Consider the following 17,647-nt stretch of genomic DNA (forward strand, 5'->3'; position numbering starts at 1 on the left):
CTTTTCTTTATTTTGCGATCTCTTCATCAGTTCTCGGATCAATGAGCTTCACTGCGTCAGCAACACGTCCGTACTGTCCGCATGCCTTGTCCCATGCAGTATTAGGATCATCACCCTTCTTGATGAAATCTGTCATCTTACCAAGGTTTACAAACTTATAACCAATGATCATATCCTCATCATCCAATGCGATTGCAGTAACATAACCCTCTGCCATCTCTAAGTAACGAGGTCCCTTCTTCAGAGTACCGTACATAGTACCAACCTGAGAACGAAGACCCTTTCCAAGATCCTCAAGACCGGCACCGATTGCAAGTCCATCCTCAGAGAATGCACTCTGTGAACGACCATAAACGATCTGAAGGAATAACTCTCTCATTGCTGTATTGATTGCATCACAAACTAAGTCAGTATTGAGTGCCTCCATAACAGTCAGACCTGGGAGAATCTCAGCAGCCATAGCTGCAGAATGTGTCATACCAGAACATCCAACAGTCTCAACGAGAGCCTCCTGAATGATACCTTCCTTTACATTAAGGCTCAGCTTGCAGCAGCCCTGCTGAGGTGCACACCAGCCAATACCATGTGTAAAACCGGAAATATCCTTAACTTCCTTTGCCTGAACCCATTTTGCTTCCTCAGGGATTGGTGCAGCTCCATGATGCACACCCTGGGCAACAGGGCACATGTTTTCTACTTCCTGTGAATAAACCATGATTTTACTCCTTTCAATATGCTTTTTATCTGCGGCATCACCGCAGTCCTAAATATATTTTCGCACAAAATTCTTATTTAGTCTACACTTTTTGACAAAAAAACTCACCAAAAATTTTAATTGATGGATTTTTCGACAATTTCCCCCTGACGCTTGTAGATGCTTCCCTTGGGAATATATCCTCTGACCATGGATAATGGATAGACATTTGTATTGCTTCCGATGATGGTTCCCGGATTGAGTACGCTGTTACAGCCAACCTCCACATAATTGCCGAGGATCGCTCCCATTTTCTTTAAGCCCGTGGCGATCACATCGTCATTATAGCGGATTGTCACCTTTGTCTTGTCAGATTTGACATTGGAGGTGATGGAACCGGCACCCATATGGGATTTATATCCGAGAATGGAATCTCCGACATAATTGTAATGAGGAACCTGTACATTGTTAAAGAGAATGACATTTTTTAATTCCGTGGAGTTTCCTACAACGCAGTTCTCTCCCACAATGGCATTGCCTCGGATGAAGGCACACTGGCGGATCTCTGTGTTTTTCCCGATGATACATGGACCATTGATAGATGCGGTCGGTGCGATGGTGGCTGATCTGGCAATCCAGATATTTTCGCCCTTCTGCTCATATTCATCGGCCGGCAATCCGGCTCCCAGTGTCAGAATGAATTCTCCGATATGAGGCAGTACCTCCCATGGAAACTCCCGGTCGGTAAAAATATCTCTGGCGATGGACTCGTCAAAATTAAATAAGTTCTTGTTTTTTAATGCATCGTACATAGCTTTCCCTTTCCTGTTACGTTCTGAGCTTAAAATATAAGGCGTTCAGATTACGTGATATGTTTTATTTCTTGTAATATACTGCTGCTTCATCAAATTTTTTTCGCAGATATCCCTGATTATTCAGGCCTTTGACACCATTGACCCATTTGGCAATATAATTTTCCAGTTTTGCCATATATTCGTCCTCGGTGATGGTTCCCTCTGCCATATAGGTCAGTCCTTTTTCCCAGCTTGCGGTAAGCTCCGGGTTTAAAAGGGAACGAATGGAGGAATCCACTACGTCATAGACCATTTCGCCCAGAAATTCCGGTGTGATGATCTGTGTTTTTTTGTTCAGCTTCAGGTATTTTTTGGCTACAAGCTTACTGAGAATTTCGGCTCTTGTGGCACTGGTGCCAATGCCGCTTCCTTTGATCTGGGAACGAAGCTCTTCGTCTTCGATCAGTTGTCCGGCATTTTCCATGGCAAGGATCAGGGAACCGGAATTGTACCGTTTTGGCGGTGATGTCTCGCCTTCTTTAATCTCCAAACTGTTCAGATCAATTTCGGTTCCTTTTTTGATCTGCTTCATCAGGGCGATCAATTCCTCATCGAAGGTATCCTTTTCTTCCTCGGAGACGTTATCCGCATTCTGGTCGCCGGACTCCTTTGCCGTTGTTTTCTTTTTGTTGGAGAAGGACGCATCGGCAATCTCTAAATACCCCTGTTGCAGCATAATACGGATTCCGGAGAAGAAACGCTCCTGCTCCCGCACGGCGGTGAGACTGATCTTCTGGTATTCTGCCGGAGGATAAAAAATGCACAGGAAACGGCGTACGATCACCTCGTAGACCCGCTGCGCCGTCAGACTGGTGCTTCGCAGCGCACCAAAGCCCTGCCCGGTCGGGATGATAGCATAGTGATCCGTGATCTTTTTGTCATCGCAGTATCTGGTCGAGGCAATCTTCCGGTAGCTTGAACCGGCCAGGATCTTTTCTGCAATCTCCCGAACAACCGGATAATTGCGCAGACCGCCAATGTTTTTGTGAATCTCCTTGGAAACGGCGGTAGAAAGTACACGGGCATCTGTTCTTGGGTATGTAACCAGCTTTTTCTCGTAAAGCTCCTGAACGATCTTCAAGGTTTCGTCCGGGCTGATCTTGAACAGCTTGGAACAGACATTTTGCAGCTCTGCCAGATTAAATAATAAAGGCGGATTCTTTTTTTCTTTTTTGCGTTCGACCTTTTCTACGACTGCTTTGTGCGTTTCTTCCCCGTCCTCCGGATGGAAGCAGTTTTCTGGGTTTTCTGCCGGGAATCCCAGAGTCTGACATAGAACCTGTGCTTCAGGTTTTTCCTTGAAACCGTTTTCTTTATAAAGCTTTGGAGACTGAAAATAAGCGGAGCCCTCAACGCTGCGCCATTCTCCGTCAAACTCTTTGCCTTCATAGGAAAAATGACCCATAACACGGTAAAATGGTGTTTTGACAAAGCCTCTGATCTCCCGTTCCCGGCGGACAACCATTCCAAGTACACAGGTCATAACACGTCCTACGGCAATGGCTGCGTATTTGGCACCTTTCCGGTAGTTCATAATGGTCTGGCTGTACTTTAAAGAAAGAACACGGGAAAAATTGATGCCCATCAGATAATCTTCTTTGGCGCGAAGATATGCGGAGGCTGCCAGATTGTCATATTCCGACAGTGGCTTTGCCTCCTTGATACCGCGGCGGATCTCCTCTTCGGTCTGGGAGTCGATCCAGACACGTCGCTTCTCTTTGGTGTCAGAAACTTCTGCCATTTGATCCACCAGACGGTAAATATATTCTCCCTCCCGTCCGGAGTCGGTACAGACATAAATCCGCTCCACATCGGGACGGTTTAACAGCCCTTTTACGATATTAAACTGCTTCTTTACATCCGGAATCAGTTCATAAAGGAACTTTTCCGGCATAAAGGGAATGGTATTTAAAGACCATTTTTTCAGTGCCGGGTCATAGACCTCCGGATAGCTCATGGTGACCAGATGACCGACACACCAGGTTACCACATAATCGGAGGATTCTAGATAGCCATTGCCGGCATTTCCGTTTACTCCTAAGGTTTTGGCAAATTCCTTTGCCACACTTGGTTTCTCCGCAATAAATAACTCTTTTCCCATAAATATTTATTCAGCAGAACTGCCGATATTTCCCTTCTGTACTTCTGCCCAGGCACTGCAGCCAAAGATAATTCCTACAATGGCGATACCTGTAATGCATACATATTTTACGATCTTTGTTACGTTGACTTCTACATGGACACATGTTCCATGTGTCTGATCTGGCTTATTTTTGCACATTTGTATTCAATCCTTTCCTGAGAATGCACCTGATTCTCTGATAGATATTATGATATTGGCTGTTTAGTAACCAAGCTCCTCTCCCACAAGGATTACCTTGATCCTGCCGGGAATTCTGGAAAATCTGGTTACTACTGTCTGGGAGCAGATGCAGTCACTGCTCAGACAGTCAGCACACCTGCCATACTGGGCACATGGAGTTTTCAGTCCGAGGCGCAGCGCATTTGGCGGTGAAGCCATATTATGGACTCTTGCAATGCCGCTGCGGACATCCGGAACGATCTTATTCATACCGGCGATCACAATGACCTGCTGTGGGCCGTGGCAGAGACAGGCAACACGGTTGCCGACTCCGTCAATGTTGACCAGCTCTCCGTCGATCGTAATGGCATTGGAGCTCATAAAATAGACATCGGAGGTAACGATTTTGCCGTACATTTCCCGTTTTTCTTCCGGAGTAACCGCTTCTGCACGGTCAAATAAGGTATAATCGGACTCTTTGAGATCATCTAACAGTCCGATCTCCTGCAGTGTTTCAGAGCCGCCCCAGGAAATGGTACATCCGGGCGTCAGAAAACGCTTTGCCTTTGCATTGGCTTCCTCGCGGTCTGTACAATAGTATCCCTCAATTCCTCTGGCATTAAACTTGCCAATTATATTTTCTGCGATATTTTCATAGTATTCCTGTTTGTAGGACATAGTAACTTACCCCCTTGCATCAAATGATAAAAGCACAGGCACCTTTGAAAGAAAAAGGTGCCCCGTCTGCTTTCCTGTGAGTTGTTACGCAGGATTTTATGAAAGTGGTCTTAACCACTTGTTATTGCTTATTCTGCCATATGGGTCAGAATAAGTGATTATTCATATAATGGGTATTTGTCGGTCAGGCTCTTTACGATTGCTGTCGCCTTCTCTTTGTTTGCTTCCGGATCGTTTACCATCAGTGCGATTGCCTCTGCAACCTGATCCATATCATCGGTATTAAAGCCTCTGGTTGTTACAGCAGCTGTTCCAAGACGGATACCACTTGTGACAAATGGAGACTGTGGATCGTTTGGAATGGTGTTTTTGTTGCAGGTGATATGTGCCTCATCAAGCCACTTCTCTACTTCCTTACCTGTCAGACCCTTATCTGCAAGATCAACTAACATCAGATGGTTATCGGTACCGCCAGATACAATCTTAAGACCACGGCTCTGAAGACCCTTGGCCAATGCCTGGGCATTATCAATGATATTTTTGCCGTATTCCTTAAAGCTTGGATCCAGTGCTTCTTTGAAGCAGACAGCCTTTGCAGCGATAACGTGCATCAGAGGACCACCCTGGATTCCAGGGAACAGAGCCTTATTCAGCTTATGCTCCTCTGCAAACTCCTTGCTGGAAAGGATCATACCTCCACGAGGACCACGAAGAGTCTTGTGGGTTGTGGTCGTGGTAACATGTGCATATGGGATTGGGCTCTCATGATACCCTGCAGCCACAAGACCGGCAATGTGAGCCATATCTACCATCAGGTAAGCACCAACTTCATCAGCGATCTCGCGGAAACGCTTGAAATCAATCTTTCTGGCATATGCGCTGGCACCGGCAACGATCAGCTTTGGCTGGCATTCCTTTGCGATTCTCTCTACCTCATCGTAATCAATGAAGCCGTCATCATTGACACCATAAGGAACACAGTGGAAATATTTGCCGGAAAGGTTCACAGGACTTCCATGTGTCAGATGTCCGCCATGATCCAGATTCATTCCCATAAAGGTATCTCCCGGATTCATCAGGGCAAAAAATACAGTCATATTTGCCTGTGCACCGGAATGAGGCTGTACATTGGCATAAGTGCAGCCAAATAATTCCATGGCTCTGTCTCTGGCAAGATCCTCGACAACATCTACATGCTGGCAGCCGCCATAATAACGCTTTCCGGGATACCCTTCTGCGTATTTATTGGTCAATGTGCTTCCCATTGCGGACATAACTGCCTTGCTGACAAGATTCTCGGATGCGATCAGCTCGATATTCTCGCGCTGTCTGTTGGTTTCTGCTGTGATCGCTGCTGCAATTTCAGGATCGAAGCTTTCAACGTCTGAAAATGGATACATGTTTACTCCTCCTTGTTTATGTCAAAATTTTAGTTGCTAATATCAGGTGTCGGGTTATGAAAATAACTCAGACATATTATTTGGCATCATCAATGGCTTTTCCAATATCATGACGCATATATTTGTTTTCAAAGGAAATCCACTCGGTTGCCTCATAGGCATTTTTACGGGCTTCCTTTAAGTCTTTGCCCTTGGCTGTGACACCGAGAACACGTCCGCCGTTTGTCACAATCCCCTCATCGGTCAGCTTGGTGCCGGCATGGAATACATAATAACCATCCTTGCCATCAAATTTTTCCAGTCCGGAAATAAGCTTGCCCTTCTCATAATGCTCCGGATATCCATCGGAAGCAAGAACGACACAGACAGCGGCATTATCCTCAAACTGCAGATCAATCTGATCCAGCTTGCCGTCAATACATGCATCGATCACGTCAATGATGTCATTTTTCATACGTGGAAGAACAACCTGGGCCTCCGGATCTCCAAAACGTGCATTGTACTCTAAGACCTTTGGACCGTCGGCGGTCATCATCAGACCAACGAAAAGAATACCGACAAAATCTCTGCCCTCTGCTTTCATGGCATCCATGGTTGGCTGGTAGATCTTCTCCTCGCAGAACTGCTGAATCTCCTCGGTATAGAACGGACTTGGAGAAAATGTTCCCATACCACCGGTATTTAAGCCCTGATCCCCATCCTTTGCACGCTTGTGATCCTGTGCACTTGTCATAGGCTTGATATGGGTACCGTCACAGAAACAGAGAACGGAAGCCTCACGACCGACCATAAAGTCCTCGATCACGACAGTATCACCGGCATCACCGAACTGTTTGTCAAGCATCAAAGTAGCAATGCCAGCCTCTGCTTCTTCCAGATTCTGACAGATCAGTACACCCTTTCCAAGAGCAAGTCCATCAGCCTTTAATACGATTGGAAAATTGCATCCTCCCAGATAGAGGAGAGCTTCTTCCGGAGAATGAAATGTCTCATAGTGACAGGTAGGAATATCATATTTCTTCATGAGATCCTTTGAAAAGCTCTTGGAGCCTTCAATGATCGCTGCATTTTTGCGGGGACCAAAGACACGTAAGCCTCGCTCCTCGAAAACATCAACAATACCGCCAACTAATGGATCATCCATACCGATAATTGTCAGATCAATCTGATTTTTCTCGGCAAAGTCGGCCAGTTTATCAAACTCCATTGCAGTGATGTCAACGCATTCTGCAATCTGGGCGATTCCGCCATTGCCCGGAGCACAGTAAATCTTATCGACTCTTTTGCTCTGAGACACGCTCCATGCGATCGCATGCTCACGTCCACCGCTTCCTACGATTAATACTTTCATGTTTATGCCTCCATTCCGCCGCTCTCTGCGGCGTCATAAATTTACGCTGTGATGTATTAAAGATCCGTTACTCACTAATGTGTGCAATTCCGTCTTTTACAGTTACTTTACCGGCACCGATCAGATCGATTGCCTTTGGAAGGATCTTCCATTCGGCCTGTTCCATGACTCTTCTCTGCAGGATCTCAGGGGTATCTCCCTCCTGAACCTCTACTGCCTTCTGAAGAAGTATCGGACCATGATCTGCTTTTTCATCGACGAAGTGAACCGTGGCACCGGTTACTTTATTGCCCATTGCCAGAACACTTTCATGAACCTTTAATCCATAATATCCCATTCCACAGTGTGCCGGGATCAGGGAAGGATGGATATTAATGATACGATTATGATATTTCTCGATCATCCTTGCAGGTACGATCACCAGATAACCGGCAAGTACCACCAGATCAACATTATATTCTTCTAATGTATCTAACATGGCATCTGCGAAGGAATCTCTTGATTCATATGACTTGGGGCTGATACATCTAGCCGGAATTCCTGCCTTAGATGCACGCTCCAGCGCATATGCATTTTCCTTGTTGCTGATCACTACAGCAATCTCTGTATTGCGGATCGTGCCATCTGATACGGCGTCAATGATCGTCTGGAGATTTGTTCCTCCGCCGGATACGCATACTGCAATCTTTTGCATAGTTTCCTCCATTATTGACTGCCCGTCGCAGCAATGACGCAGTGGGCAGCGATATCATAAATAATAATTATACTAAATCAATGCCCTTTTCGCCCTCAGTGATCTCGCCGATAATATAAGCATTCTGTCCGGACTTCTTAACAAGCTCGACGGTCTTGTCTGCGTCAGCAGCATCCACTGCAAGAAGCATACCAATACCCATATTGTATGTATTGTACATCATTTCCTTTGCAATATCTCCGTCCTTTGCAAGCATGGAGAAGATTGGAGGGATCGGATAGCTGTCTGCCTTTACCTTGGCACGCACGCCATCGTGAAGCATTCTTGGAATATTCTCATAGAATCCGCCACCGGTAATATGACTGCAGCCTTTTATGGTTACACCGCCATCTTTTACGCTCTTTAATGCTTTAACATAGATAATGGTTGGCGTCAGAATGGTCTCACCCAGCGTCTTGCCGCCGAGACATTCATAAGAACGGTTCAGATTGTCCCTGTTGATATCAAATACTTTACGCACCAGAGAATAACCATTGCTGTGAATACCGGAGGATGCGATACCTACCAGTACATCACCCTTTGCAATGCCCTTTCCGGTGATCATTTTGTCTCTGTCTACGATTCCTACGGCAAAACCGGCAAGATCATACTCATCTATCGGATAAAATCCGGGCATCTCTGCTGTCTCACCACCGATCAGTGCTGCATCCGACTGACGACAGCCCTCAGCAACACCACTGACGATCTGTGCGATCTTCTCTGGTTCATTTTTGCCACAGGCAATATAATCTAAGAAAAATAATGGCTCTCCACCGGCACATGCAATGTCATTTACACACATTGCCACGCAGTCGATGCCGATCGTGTCGTGCTTGTCCAACTCAAAGGCAATTTTTAACTTGGTTCCTACTCCGTCTGTACCGGAAACCAGGGTTGGATGCTCCATCCCCTTAAAACTATCCAGGGAAAATGCCCCTGAAAATCCACCAATATCTGTCAGCACCTCGTTTCTCATCGTGCTGGCAACATGCTTTTTCATAAGCTCTACTGCCTTATAGCCCGCCTCAATGTCAACGCCTGCATTCTTGTAGTCCATGATAAGCCTCCTCTATTTGTATTTATATCTTCACTTAATCAAAGATATTTTCATTGTAGCACAAAGCAAATTGTTTGTCATTTGTTTTTTGAAATCTGATTGTCCTGATTGTCCAGATAGCCTGTCACACACGGTTTTCCATTCCGGAGGATAACGGATAAGGCTCCTTTTTCATCGGTTCGCTGAATCTCTGCTCCGGTGTCTGCCAGACGATCAAGAAGCTCCCGGTGGGGATGACCGTACCGGTTCTTTCTGCCACATGAGATCAGGGCATATTCCGGCTTAAGAATATCGAGAAGTTCTTCACCGGTGGAATTTTTCGAGCCATGATGTGCCACCTTCAGGACAGTGTAATGTTCTGGAATATGATAGGACTGTCTTAAAGGAGATGAACTGACAATTCGCTGAAGCGCTTCCTCTCCTGCTCCTTCCAGATCTCCGGTAAACAGACATGAAAAGTCCTGATACTGCATACTAAGTGTGATGGATTCTGCATTGGCTGAGTCAAAGGAGCTGCCTGCTGATGGATTCAGACAGAAAAAGGAAACACCGCCGGATCGGAAATAACTCCCGGTGGACAAATACCGGACCGGAATATGTTTTTGTTTTGCTGCTTTACGAAGCAAAACATAGCCGCTCTGTTTTTTGTCTGCGACATCCGGCAGAAGAAGCTGTCGGATCTTATACCCGTCACCACTCAGTTTTAACAGCTCCTCCAGACCGTTAATATGATCCTCGTCTGCATGGGTTGCAATCAGATAATCGATCTGTCGGATTCCTTTTGATTTAAGAAATGGAAGGATGCGGTATTTTCCCACCTGCTTTTCACTGGTACTTCCGCCATCGATCAGAATATCCTGATGTGCCGGTGTGTGAAGGTATATGCCATCTCCCTGACCCACATCAAGCATGGTCATCTCAAATGTGCCGGAGGGAATATGCACGATAAATATAATACAGAGGACAGGTAATACTTTTCCGATATATTTTAGTTTTTTTCTGTTTTTTTCAGGTTGTAAAGGCAGCCTTTGATATTCTGCCTCGTCAATTTTGTAGAGAAGATACATAAGACAAAACAGGACAAGGATCAGCATCAGGTAATATAACAGAAGCTGCCACCAAACCGGACGGCCAAAGATCTGCATATGGCCCGGCAGCTTTTGAAAGATCAGACAGATCTGTTCATAAAGTTTTAGCAGCCAGAAGGCATTGGAGAGAATAAATTTTGCTGCAGGTAAACAGATACAGCCAATGACCCCTCCCACAAAGGAAAAAACCACCAGAAGGGATGACAATGGGATGACAAAAAGATTGATCACGATGCCGTACAGAGGGATTTCAAAGAAGAAATATAAAACAACAGGAAGTGTAGTCAGTTGAACAGAACTGCTTACCAAAAGCATTTGTCCTATCTTCTGCCCCTGTTGCCGGCAAAAGATCCGGAATCTGCCGGTGCGTTTATTGGCGAGGAGTTCCCTGTCAAGATGATGTAATCTCCGGCGTTTGCGTCGTTTGGCCCACGGATCCCCAAACCACACCTGCTCCAGTACAGGTAGTACCAGATAAATCCCAGCCATTGCGCCAAAAGAAAGAAGAAAGCTGCATGAAAAAAGTGCGAAAGGTTTTTGCAGTAAAATGATCACGGCAGCCAATGCAAGAGCGTTTTTGCCATCATAAGTCCGCTCGAACAGATCAGCAGCAAGCAAAAGGATCATCATAATGACAGCCCGGCTGGTAGAGATACTGAAATCTGTCATCTGGCCATAAGAAGCGACCAGAAGGATGCATACAGGGATGGCGCTTTTTTCCGGAACATAAAGTTTTTTGAGGAGCTTTCGCAGAGCCATACCAAGGATCGACACATGAAGTCCCGTCTGGGGCTTTACCCTGTCTTTTATAGATGGCATAACTTCTTATTATAAAGGGATAGTCAGCATACAATGCTAAGGGGGATAGCCCACTAGGGGATATACCCCCCTTTGAACACCCCAGATTTGCTTATTCTTGAGATTTGTATAATCACGCAAAACCATTTTTGCGGCTCTCTGTTATACGCATCGTATAACACCACTATATTTGTAACAAAAAATAGTGTGGCTGTCAAATCGTAGCCACACTATTTTTTGCGTTCCGTCTTACTGCTGATTCTGTTTTTCAGTAAATAATGCCCCATAATTGAACATCTTCATGCTCTGGTATCTGCCCATGTCCAGCAGATTGTTTATTATGATTTCCACGTCCCTGTCCTCACCTGACTGCTCATGCAGCCTCTGGCATATCCTTCCATAGGCTGCAAGCATTTCACTGTAGAGTTTTTCACAGTATCTGCCTTCTGCAAATTCATTCTCTACCACACTGCTTTCCTCACAATCAAACTTATCCAGATCATAATGTCCGTTCATCAGATCGTAGATCATTGTTTTGAATTCCTCATCCTGTACTCTCATATACATCCTCATCACTTTCCGTGGTCACAGGAATGCATAGAAAAAGGGAAGCCAGTCTTGTCAGATACAATCAAGCTGCTTCCCCTTACTTCTTCAGCGTCCTTACGAAGTTCATCAGTATTCTGCGTTCATCCGCATTTAAGTCATCCCATATCTCCAATAATTCACCTTGCTCATCCGTCAGGTCAGGCCGCATACCATCTCCGGCAAAGAACTGTGCGATTGAAATTCCGAATGCATCACAGATTCTTTCCAGGGTCGGTACTGTAGGTATGCTCTTCTTATTCATTATATTTGCCAACGCTGTCTGCGACATATCCGTGAGCTGTGCAAGTCTGTATTTGGAGACTTTATGCTTGCTGCATAATTCTTTTATCCTCTTTGGTATGTACTCCTCTGTACGCAAGTAAATTACACCTCTCTTCTATCTGTACGATATACATATTGTAACCGTTACGCAGAAGAATTATTAGAACCATATCTCTTTTGTAATTTACTCTAGTGTAGTGGAGTATCTGGGTAAAAAAATATGAACGGCAGGTTTATGCAGTTCAGTTTTGTATCATGACAGAACCTTGATTTACCTTGTTTCCATCATTCTTATATCGTCTTGTTTCAGTTATAAGCATACCATCTGCATCCGTATCCTTCAATAAGAATCGTTCGACATATTTCGCACTTTCCTATCTCCTGTTTCCCTTTTACTCCATTACACTTTATTAAATTACACAACTTTTTTGCACTCATTGATAGATAATTTACCTTGCGTAAGAAAAAGAAAACAGGAGGTACAATCTATGAATCAGACGCAGACATCTGTCAACCACAGGCAGATAGGACACCGTATCAAGGAAGTAAGGGAGCAGAATCATATTTCACAAGCGCAGCTTGCGGAAATGACTGACCTTTCCGTCTCCTACATAAGCCACATTGAAAATGCAAAAAGAAAAGCAAGCCTGGAATCTATCATCCGTATCGTGAATGCCCTCGGCATTACCGTGGATGAACTGCTTGCCGGAGTGCAGATGAACAATCCGGCTGCATACCAGACAGACATCGATATGCTCATGGAGGACTGCTCGGAAAATGAGAAAAGATTCATCTATGAACTTATAAAGGCAAGCCTTGAAACCATGCACAAAAACGGCTGGGAGCTTGCTTCCAGTGACAGGCACAGATAAAGGCACACTATTTTCACACAAATAAATTTTCTTTGAAATAGACTATAGGGATATGGCTGTCCGTATAGTCTATTTTATTTCAGCATGAAAATTTTATAATAAAATCCAGCACAGAAATAAAGGTGGTAAGTCATGAACGAAAACGAGCAGAAAGCCGGCTCAGTTGCCGACCAGAAAAGTAAGATAAGGGAACGTTATAAAGGTATCGACCCGGATGAACTTGACGTGATCCCTGCCCTTCCGCAGGAAGATATATTTGCAGTGGAAAATGAACAGCGTGTTGCCGTATATGCAAGGGTGTCAACGGATGATCCGAGACAGACATCCTCATATGAACTGCAGAAGAACCATTACCATGATGTCATCAGTAAGAGTCCGAACTGGAAACTGGTGCAGATCTATGCGGATGAAGGCATCTCCGGCACCTCCCTCCAGCACCGTGACCAGTTTAAACTGATGATTGAAGACTGCAAAAAAGGTCAGATAGATCTTATCGTGACCAAGAGCGTATCACGTTTTGCCAGGAATGTGGTGGACTGCATCGGCTATGTCAGGGAGCTTCTCTCACTTCCCCATCCTGTCGGTGTTTTCTTTGAAACAGAAAGGCTTAACACCTTTGACCCCAAAAGTGAGATGGTGCTTTCCTTCATGGCCACACTTGCACAGGAAGAAAGCCATACCAAAAGTGAGATCATGAATGCATCCATTGAGATGCGTTTCCGCAGGGGAATCTTCCTTACACCGATACTCCTCGGATATGATCATGATGAAGACGGAAACCTCATCATTAATGAAGGGGAAGCAAAGATCGTAAAACTCATATTTATGATGTACTTAAACGGATGCACCTGTCAGGAGATTGCCGATACCCTGACGGAACTCGGCTGCGAGACCAAAAAAGGAAACACCGTATGGTCTCCCGGTTCCATCCTTCAGATACTGCAGAATGAAAGGCACTGCGGTGATGTCCTTGCACACAAGACCTACACTCCGAATTACCTCAATCACAAATCAAAGAAGAATATGCAGAACCGTCCCCAGTACCGGAAGCGCGACCATCACGAAGCCATCATATCAAGGGATGACTTTATTGCGGTCCAGAGATTGATCAGCAATGCCAAGTACGGGAACAAGGGGATCCTTCCGCAGCTGAAGGTCATTCCGAGAGGCGTCCTGAAAGGGTTTGTATCCATAAACCCCAGATGGGCGGGATTTAAGGAAACGGATTACATGAATGCTTCTTCCAGTGTTTATGACGGCACGGAACAGTCCGGCCCATCTTCCGGGCATGTAGAGGTAAGATCTGGTGAATTTGACCTGCGCGGATATGAGATCGCACGCTCACAGTTTTTTGACAGCACGGACCGTATAACCGTTACCTTCAGCCAGGGAGATATCCGCTTTTCCGCTCCTGCCGTCCGCAAACTTGACAGCACGCTTGTGGAACTGCTCATACATCCAAAGAAACTGGTCTTTGCCGTAAGGAATGCGGGGAAAGACTGCCGGAATGCCATGCAGTGGTCTAAAAAGAAAGACGGCAAAAACTCTCCACGTGAGATCAGCGGAACTGCATTTCTTCCCACGCTCTATTCCCTCCTCGGCTGGAACGATGACTGCCGTTACCGCATTACGGGGGTAAAGCGTGGCAGCGGGAATGATGCCGTACTGCTCTTCAACCTTTCCGAACCGGAGATATTCATCCCCAATGACATGGTCGCTGCACCGGATGCGGATCCGGCCGTAAAACCCTTTACGGACAACCAGCAGAGAAATGTCCGGGCCTATCCGCCTGACTGGGCAGACACATTCGGGAGCAATTATTACAGCCACGCACAGGCAGAGGAACTTGCCGGATTCACCGGACGTAAAGACCCGGATACCTCCCATGCCCCGGTAACATACAACGACACTGATATACAGGTCACCAGTAAAAATGACATCGAAAAGAATATTAAACAGATCATGTCAGATATGAAGGAGAACACAGATGAACATACAGACAAACGATGAAAAGAATACCATTCCCGTGACCGAGGATGATGCTTTCAGCTATGACGGGTATCAGGTCGTCCGCGGCGAGTTCTTTGCCCATACCTACGAACCGTCCTTTACTTTTAATTCCAGCAAGGTATCCGTAAACACCGCATGCATAAAAAAGCTGCCGGATACGGATTTCGTGCAGATACTCGTAAACCCGGATGAAAAGAAACTGGCGGTGCGTCCATGCCAGGAGGATGAGAAGGATTCCTTCCGGTGGTGTTCCGCAACGGCAAAACGCTCTCCAAGACAGATCACCTGCCGTATCTTTTTTGCCAAAGTCGTGTCGCTTATGGGATGGAATTCATCCTACCGCTATAAACTGCTTGGGAAGCTGATACGGTCAGACAATGAACTGCTGTTTGTCTTTGACCTCACAACGCCTGAGATCTTCGTGCGTGAGGAAAAGGAAGACGGAAAGATAAAAGCATCCCGCACGCCAAGCTATCCGGAAGAATGGCAGAACCAGTTCGGTGTGCCTGTCGAGGAACACCAGAGCAGTTTACAGGTCAACATGTTTGACGGTTATGCGGTGTTCGGCATCTCCGAAAACAATACCGCTGAACCGGAAGAAGAAAAAACAGAACATCCAGAAAAGGAGGAACAGCATTATGAACAGAGAAACCTCTTTGAAGCCGGTCCTATGCATTGACTTAAAGAAAAACAGAATACGCATACACAAGCTCACGCTCCATATGCTCGGTGACCCAGAGTATATCCAGCTGCTTGTAAACCCACAGGACAGCATGATTGCCATAAGGAAAAGTGTGCGTAAGGATTACCTTGCCCACCGTGTGCGCTACAGTAAAGCCGACAGCCGTTACTGTTACGAATTATACAGTACGGAGCTTTTACAGGCATTACAGCATACAGGCATACATCTTGAGGACAACCACAGCTACCGTATCTACGGTGCACTGAATCCAAAAGAATGCCTGGCCAGCTTTTCCATGAATGAATGCGTACTTGTAGATGATATGACCCGAACGGAGGAATCAGTATGAACAACAGACCAGTCCCGGAACTTCAGACGGATCCGGAATTTGATGAGCTAATACAGCCAAGGGAAGAAAAGTACCTGGAAGAACTCGAAGAAAACATCTTTGACCACGGATGCCTGGAGCCTGTATGCGTGTGGAACGGTATCATACTTGACGGCCGTCTGCGGTATAAAATCTGTACGAAATGGGATATCCATTTCAACATCCGGCGCATCATATTTGAAAGCCGTGATATGGCAGTCTCTTTTATCTGCCATGAACAGCTCAAACGTACAGACCTTACCGGGGAATACAAAAAATACCTGATAGGCAGACTGTTCCGTGCGGACATGAATACCGCCAGTGATGAATTCATGAAAAAACATCCTGACACGGAACTGAATGCAGACGGACAGGTATCACAGAAATATGTCCGTAAGACAGATATTGCCACCATCATAGGCAATGAATTTAATTTTGGTTTTTCCACCGTGACAAAATATGATATTTATGCCCGTGCGGTCGATGACCTGAAAAGGAAAAGCCCGGAGATCGCAGAAAAGATATTAAACGGGAAACTCCGTGTATCCCATGAAAATATCATAGAACTCTCCCGTCTTCCCATTGAGGATATCAACGGACTGAAAAGGCTCTTGGACAGCGGGTCTATAGACCGCATCGGATACTCCCAGCTCCGGCACGAACTCAGGTGGCAGAGGCTTCCCACCGGAAAACCGGACTCAAGAAGAATAAAACGGGAAAAGGAAAGTGCCGAAGCCGGAATTAAGCAGATGCCCGCCACTGACCCGGATGCGGAACTCGAAAGCCTTAAATTTACGATACCTTCATGGTCAAAGACCATATCAAGGACCATGGAGCTTACAGATTTTCCTTCCACCTCAGTTAATGCAAGGCGTGAAGTGAAGATGCAGCTGTTAAACCTAACAAGAAAAATAACCAGACTGCTTTCGCAGCTTGAGGAGGATGATCCAGATGACAGAAGAACAGACAGCCGGACAAACGCCACAGGCCATTGACCTGATGCAGTTCGTCCCAAAAGTACACTTTGAACAGATTCCTATCAGGAATCTCGTATCCAACCAGGAATACCAGCGCAACCTCTCACAGCACCATGTCCAGCGTGCTGCCGCCAACTTTGACCTGTACCAGATAAATCCCGTAAAGGTCAGCCGGAGGAACGGCATCAACTATGTATTCAACGGGCAGCACACCATTGAGATCGTTGCCCTCGTTTCAGGATCCAGGGAGACACCCGTGTGGTGTATGGTATACGATGACCTCGGATATGAACATGAAGCGGATATCTTTGCAAACCAGATGAAATATGTAAAGCCCCTGCTGCCTTATGAGATATTCATGGCAAACATAGAGGCTGGCAATGACAAACAGCTCATCATCCGTGACCTGGTGGAATCCTATGACCTTACCATCGCATCTACCACGACACCGGGCGGTATCTGCGCTGTCGCAACCCTGGAAAACATCCACGACAAATACGGCTATCATATGCTCGACCATGTCATCCGTCTCATTGCAGCCACATGGGAAGGTGCATCCCAGTCCTTCAGTGCAAACATGATGAACGGACTGGCACGTTTCCTGAATGCTTACGGTGATGCCATAAAAGATGATGTATTTAAGGAAAAGCTCGGAAGGATATCCATCAAGGAACTCGCCCGCACTGCAAAGGACAGGCGTTCCGGCTCACTCGGATTTGCGGAAGCCATACTGATATACTACAACAAAAAAAGCCGGAATCCGCTTACCTGGGATAAACTTTATACCCATAAACTTCCGCATAAAAAGGACATGGAAGAAGAACCATCCGACATTCCTGAACCTGGGGATGCGGACGGTGAAAGCAGCCAGATGGAGCTGTTTGGACTTCATGACAGCGGGGTTTCCGGGTGAT

Annotated in this window: 18 protein-coding genes; 6 read left to right on the forward strand and 12 right to left on the reverse strand. The window is 45.9% G+C overall.

What is annotated here, in order from left to right; translation table 11 throughout:
- Positions 1 to 7: 7 nt before the first annotated feature.
- From H8704_RS04150 to H8704_RS04205, 12 genes are all read right to left on the reverse strand, one after another.
- Positions 8 to 715, reverse strand: coding sequence for an iron-sulfur cluster assembly scaffold protein (locus H8704_RS04150; RefSeq protein ID WP_022465003.1), 708 nt, complete (start codon positions 713 to 715; stop codon positions 8 to 10).
- A 116-nt stretch (positions 716 to 831) separates the two neighbouring features.
- Positions 832 to 1,506, reverse strand: a complete 675-nt coding sequence (locus H8704_RS04155; RefSeq protein ID WP_249297445.1) for an acyltransferase — start codon at positions 1,504 to 1,506, stop codon at positions 832 to 834.
- Between the two features lie 64 nt (positions 1,507 to 1,570).
- Positions 1,571 to 3,649, reverse strand: coding sequence for a DNA topoisomerase (locus H8704_RS04160; protein WP_249297447.1), 2,079 nt, complete (start codon positions 3,647 to 3,649; stop codon positions 1,571 to 1,573).
- A 6-nt stretch (positions 3,650 to 3,655) separates the two neighbouring features.
- Positions 3,656 to 3,829, reverse strand: a complete 174-nt coding sequence (locus tag H8704_RS04165; RefSeq protein WP_022465006.1) for a hypothetical protein — start codon at positions 3,827 to 3,829, stop codon at positions 3,656 to 3,658.
- Positions 3,830 to 3,892: 63 nt separating this feature from the next.
- Positions 3,893 to 4,528, reverse strand: a complete 636-nt coding sequence (locus H8704_RS04170) for a lactate utilization protein (RefSeq protein ID WP_249297448.1) — start codon at positions 4,526 to 4,528, stop codon at positions 3,893 to 3,895.
- 158 nt (positions 4,529 to 4,686) lie between these two features.
- A complete protein-coding gene (gene glyA, locus H8704_RS04175) occupies positions 4,687 to 5,928 on the reverse strand; it encodes a serine hydroxymethyltransferase (RefSeq protein ID WP_022465008.1) in 1,242 nt (413 codons plus the stop codon).
- A 76-nt stretch (positions 5,929 to 6,004) separates the two neighbouring features.
- Positions 6,005 to 7,279, reverse strand: a complete 1,275-nt coding sequence (gene purD, locus H8704_RS04180) for a phosphoribosylamine--glycine ligase (RefSeq protein WP_249297449.1) — start codon at positions 7,277 to 7,279, stop codon at positions 6,005 to 6,007.
- A 67-nt stretch (positions 7,280 to 7,346) separates the two neighbouring features.
- Entirely contained in the window at positions 7,347 to 7,973 is a 627-nt protein-coding gene (gene purN, locus H8704_RS04185; protein WP_249297450.1) for a phosphoribosylglycinamide formyltransferase, read from the reverse strand.
- 67 nt (positions 7,974 to 8,040) lie between these two features.
- Positions 8,041 to 9,069, reverse strand: a complete 1,029-nt coding sequence (purM, locus tag H8704_RS04190; RefSeq protein WP_249297451.1) for a phosphoribosylformylglycinamidine cyclo-ligase — start codon at positions 9,067 to 9,069, stop codon at positions 8,041 to 8,043.
- A gap of 77 nt (positions 9,070 to 9,146) precedes the next feature.
- A complete protein-coding gene (locus H8704_RS04195; protein WP_249297452.1) occupies positions 9,147 to 10,976 on the reverse strand; it encodes a DNA internalization-related competence protein ComEC/Rec2 in 1,830 nt (609 codons plus the stop codon).
- 228 nt (positions 10,977 to 11,204) lie between these two features.
- On the reverse strand, positions 11,205 to 11,516 hold the full coding sequence (locus tag H8704_RS04200) for a hypothetical protein (protein ID WP_249297453.1): 312 nt from the start codon (positions 11,514 to 11,516) through the stop codon (positions 11,205 to 11,207).
- Between the two features lie 85 nt (positions 11,517 to 11,601).
- Positions 11,602 to 11,922 carry a helix-turn-helix domain-containing protein gene (locus tag H8704_RS04205; RefSeq protein WP_249297454.1) on the reverse strand — a complete coding sequence of 107 codons (321 nt, stop codon included), beginning with the start codon at positions 11,920 to 11,922 and terminating at the stop codon, positions 11,602 to 11,604.
- Positions 11,923 to 12,313: 391 nt separating this feature from the next.
- Here H8704_RS04205 and H8704_RS04210 point away from each other — a divergent pair, with 391 nt between their 5' ends.
- The 6 genes from H8704_RS04210 to H8704_RS04235 all read left to right on the forward strand — a co-directional run bounded on the left by H8704_RS04210 (position 12,314) and on the right by H8704_RS04235 (position 17,646).
- Complete coding sequence (locus H8704_RS04210) at positions 12,314 to 12,697, forward strand: helix-turn-helix domain-containing protein (RefSeq protein ID WP_249297455.1); 384 nt, start codon at positions 12,314 to 12,316, stop codon at positions 12,695 to 12,697.
- Between the two features lie 132 nt (positions 12,698 to 12,829).
- The gene (locus H8704_RS04215; protein ID WP_249297456.1) at positions 12,830 to 14,707 is read left to right on the forward strand and encodes a recombinase family protein; all 1,878 of its coding nucleotides are present in this window, start codon (positions 12,830 to 12,832) and stop codon (positions 14,705 to 14,707) included.
- On the forward strand, positions 14,685 to 15,386 hold the full coding sequence (locus tag H8704_RS04220; protein WP_008117805.1) for a hypothetical protein: 702 nt from the start codon (positions 14,685 to 14,687) through the stop codon (positions 15,384 to 15,386). Before H8704_RS04215 ends, H8704_RS04220 begins: the two co-directional genes overlap by 23 nt.
- The gene (locus H8704_RS04225; protein WP_249297457.1) at positions 15,346 to 15,738 is read left to right on the forward strand and encodes a hypothetical protein; all 393 of its coding nucleotides are present in this window, start codon (positions 15,346 to 15,348) and stop codon (positions 15,736 to 15,738) included. Before H8704_RS04220 ends, H8704_RS04225 begins: the two co-directional genes overlap by 41 nt.
- The gene (locus H8704_RS04230) at positions 15,735 to 16,751 is read left to right on the forward strand and encodes a ParB N-terminal domain-containing protein (protein ID WP_118524423.1); all 1,017 of its coding nucleotides are present in this window, start codon (positions 15,735 to 15,737) and stop codon (positions 16,749 to 16,751) included. The genes H8704_RS04225 and H8704_RS04230 overlap by 4 nt, the downstream gene beginning before the upstream one ends.
- Positions 16,699 to 17,646, forward strand: a complete 948-nt coding sequence (locus H8704_RS04235; protein ID WP_008117799.1) for a DUF6551 family protein — start codon at positions 16,699 to 16,701, stop codon at positions 17,644 to 17,646. Before H8704_RS04230 ends, H8704_RS04235 begins: the two co-directional genes overlap by 53 nt.
- Position 17,647 lies beyond the last annotated feature (1 nt).

This window comes from Jutongia huaianensis, assembly GCF_014384985.1.
In the GTDB taxonomy this organism is placed as follows: Bacteria; Bacillota; Clostridia; order Lachnospirales; family Lachnospiraceae; genus Jutongia; species Jutongia huaianensis.

Coding starts and splice junctions, on each gene's coding strand:
- H8704_RS04150 (WP_022465003.1), bottom strand. CDS start 715: ATGGTTTATTCACAGGAAGTAGAAAACATGTGCCCTGTTGCCCAGGGT.
- H8704_RS04155 (WP_249297445.1), bottom strand. CDS start 1,506: ATGTACGATGCATTAAAAAACAAGAACTTATTTAATTTTGACGAGTCC.
- H8704_RS04160 (WP_249297447.1), bottom strand. CDS start 3,649: ATGGGAAAAGAGTTATTTATTGCGGAGAAACCAAGTGTGGCAAAGGAA.
- H8704_RS04165 (WP_022465006.1), bottom strand. CDS start 3,829: ATGTGCAAAAATAAGCCAGATCAGACACATGGAACATGTGTCCATGTA.
- H8704_RS04170 (WP_249297448.1), bottom strand. CDS start 4,528: ATGTCCTACAAACAGGAATACTATGAAAATATCGCAGAAAATATAATT.
- glyA (WP_022465008.1), bottom strand. CDS start 5,928: ATGTATCCATTTTCAGACGTTGAAAGCTTCGATCCTGAAATTGCAGCA.
- purD (WP_249297449.1), bottom strand. CDS start 7,279: ATGAAAGTATTAATCGTAGGAAGCGGTGGACGTGAGCATGCGATCGCA.
- purN (WP_249297450.1), bottom strand. CDS start 7,973: ATGCAAAAGATTGCAGTATGCGTATCCGGCGGAGGAACAAATCTCCAG.
- purM (WP_249297451.1), bottom strand. CDS start 9,069: ATGGACTACAAGAATGCAGGCGTTGACATTGAGGCGGGCTATAAGGCA.
- H8704_RS04195 (WP_249297452.1), bottom strand. CDS start 10,976: ATGCCATCTATAAAAGACAGGGTAAAGCCCCAGACGGGACTTCATGTG.
- H8704_RS04200 (WP_249297453.1), bottom strand. CDS start 11,516: ATGAGAGTACAGGATGAGGAATTCAAAACAATGATCTACGATCTGATG.
- H8704_RS04210 (WP_249297455.1), top strand. CDS start 12,314: ATGAATCAGACGCAGACATCTGTCAACCACAGGCAGATAGGACACCGT.
- H8704_RS04215 (WP_249297456.1), top strand. CDS start 12,830: ATGAACGAAAACGAGCAGAAAGCCGGCTCAGTTGCCGACCAGAAAAGT.
- H8704_RS04220 (WP_008117805.1), top strand. CDS start 14,685: ATGAACATACAGACAAACGATGAAAAGAATACCATTCCCGTGACCGAG.
- H8704_RS04225 (WP_249297457.1), top strand. CDS start 15,346: ATGAACAGAGAAACCTCTTTGAAGCCGGTCCTATGCATTGACTTAAAG.
- H8704_RS04230 (WP_118524423.1), top strand. CDS start 15,735: ATGAACAACAGACCAGTCCCGGAACTTCAGACGGATCCGGAATTTGAT.
- H8704_RS04235 (WP_008117799.1), top strand. CDS start 16,699: ATGATCCAGATGACAGAAGAACAGACAGCCGGACAAACGCCACAGGCC.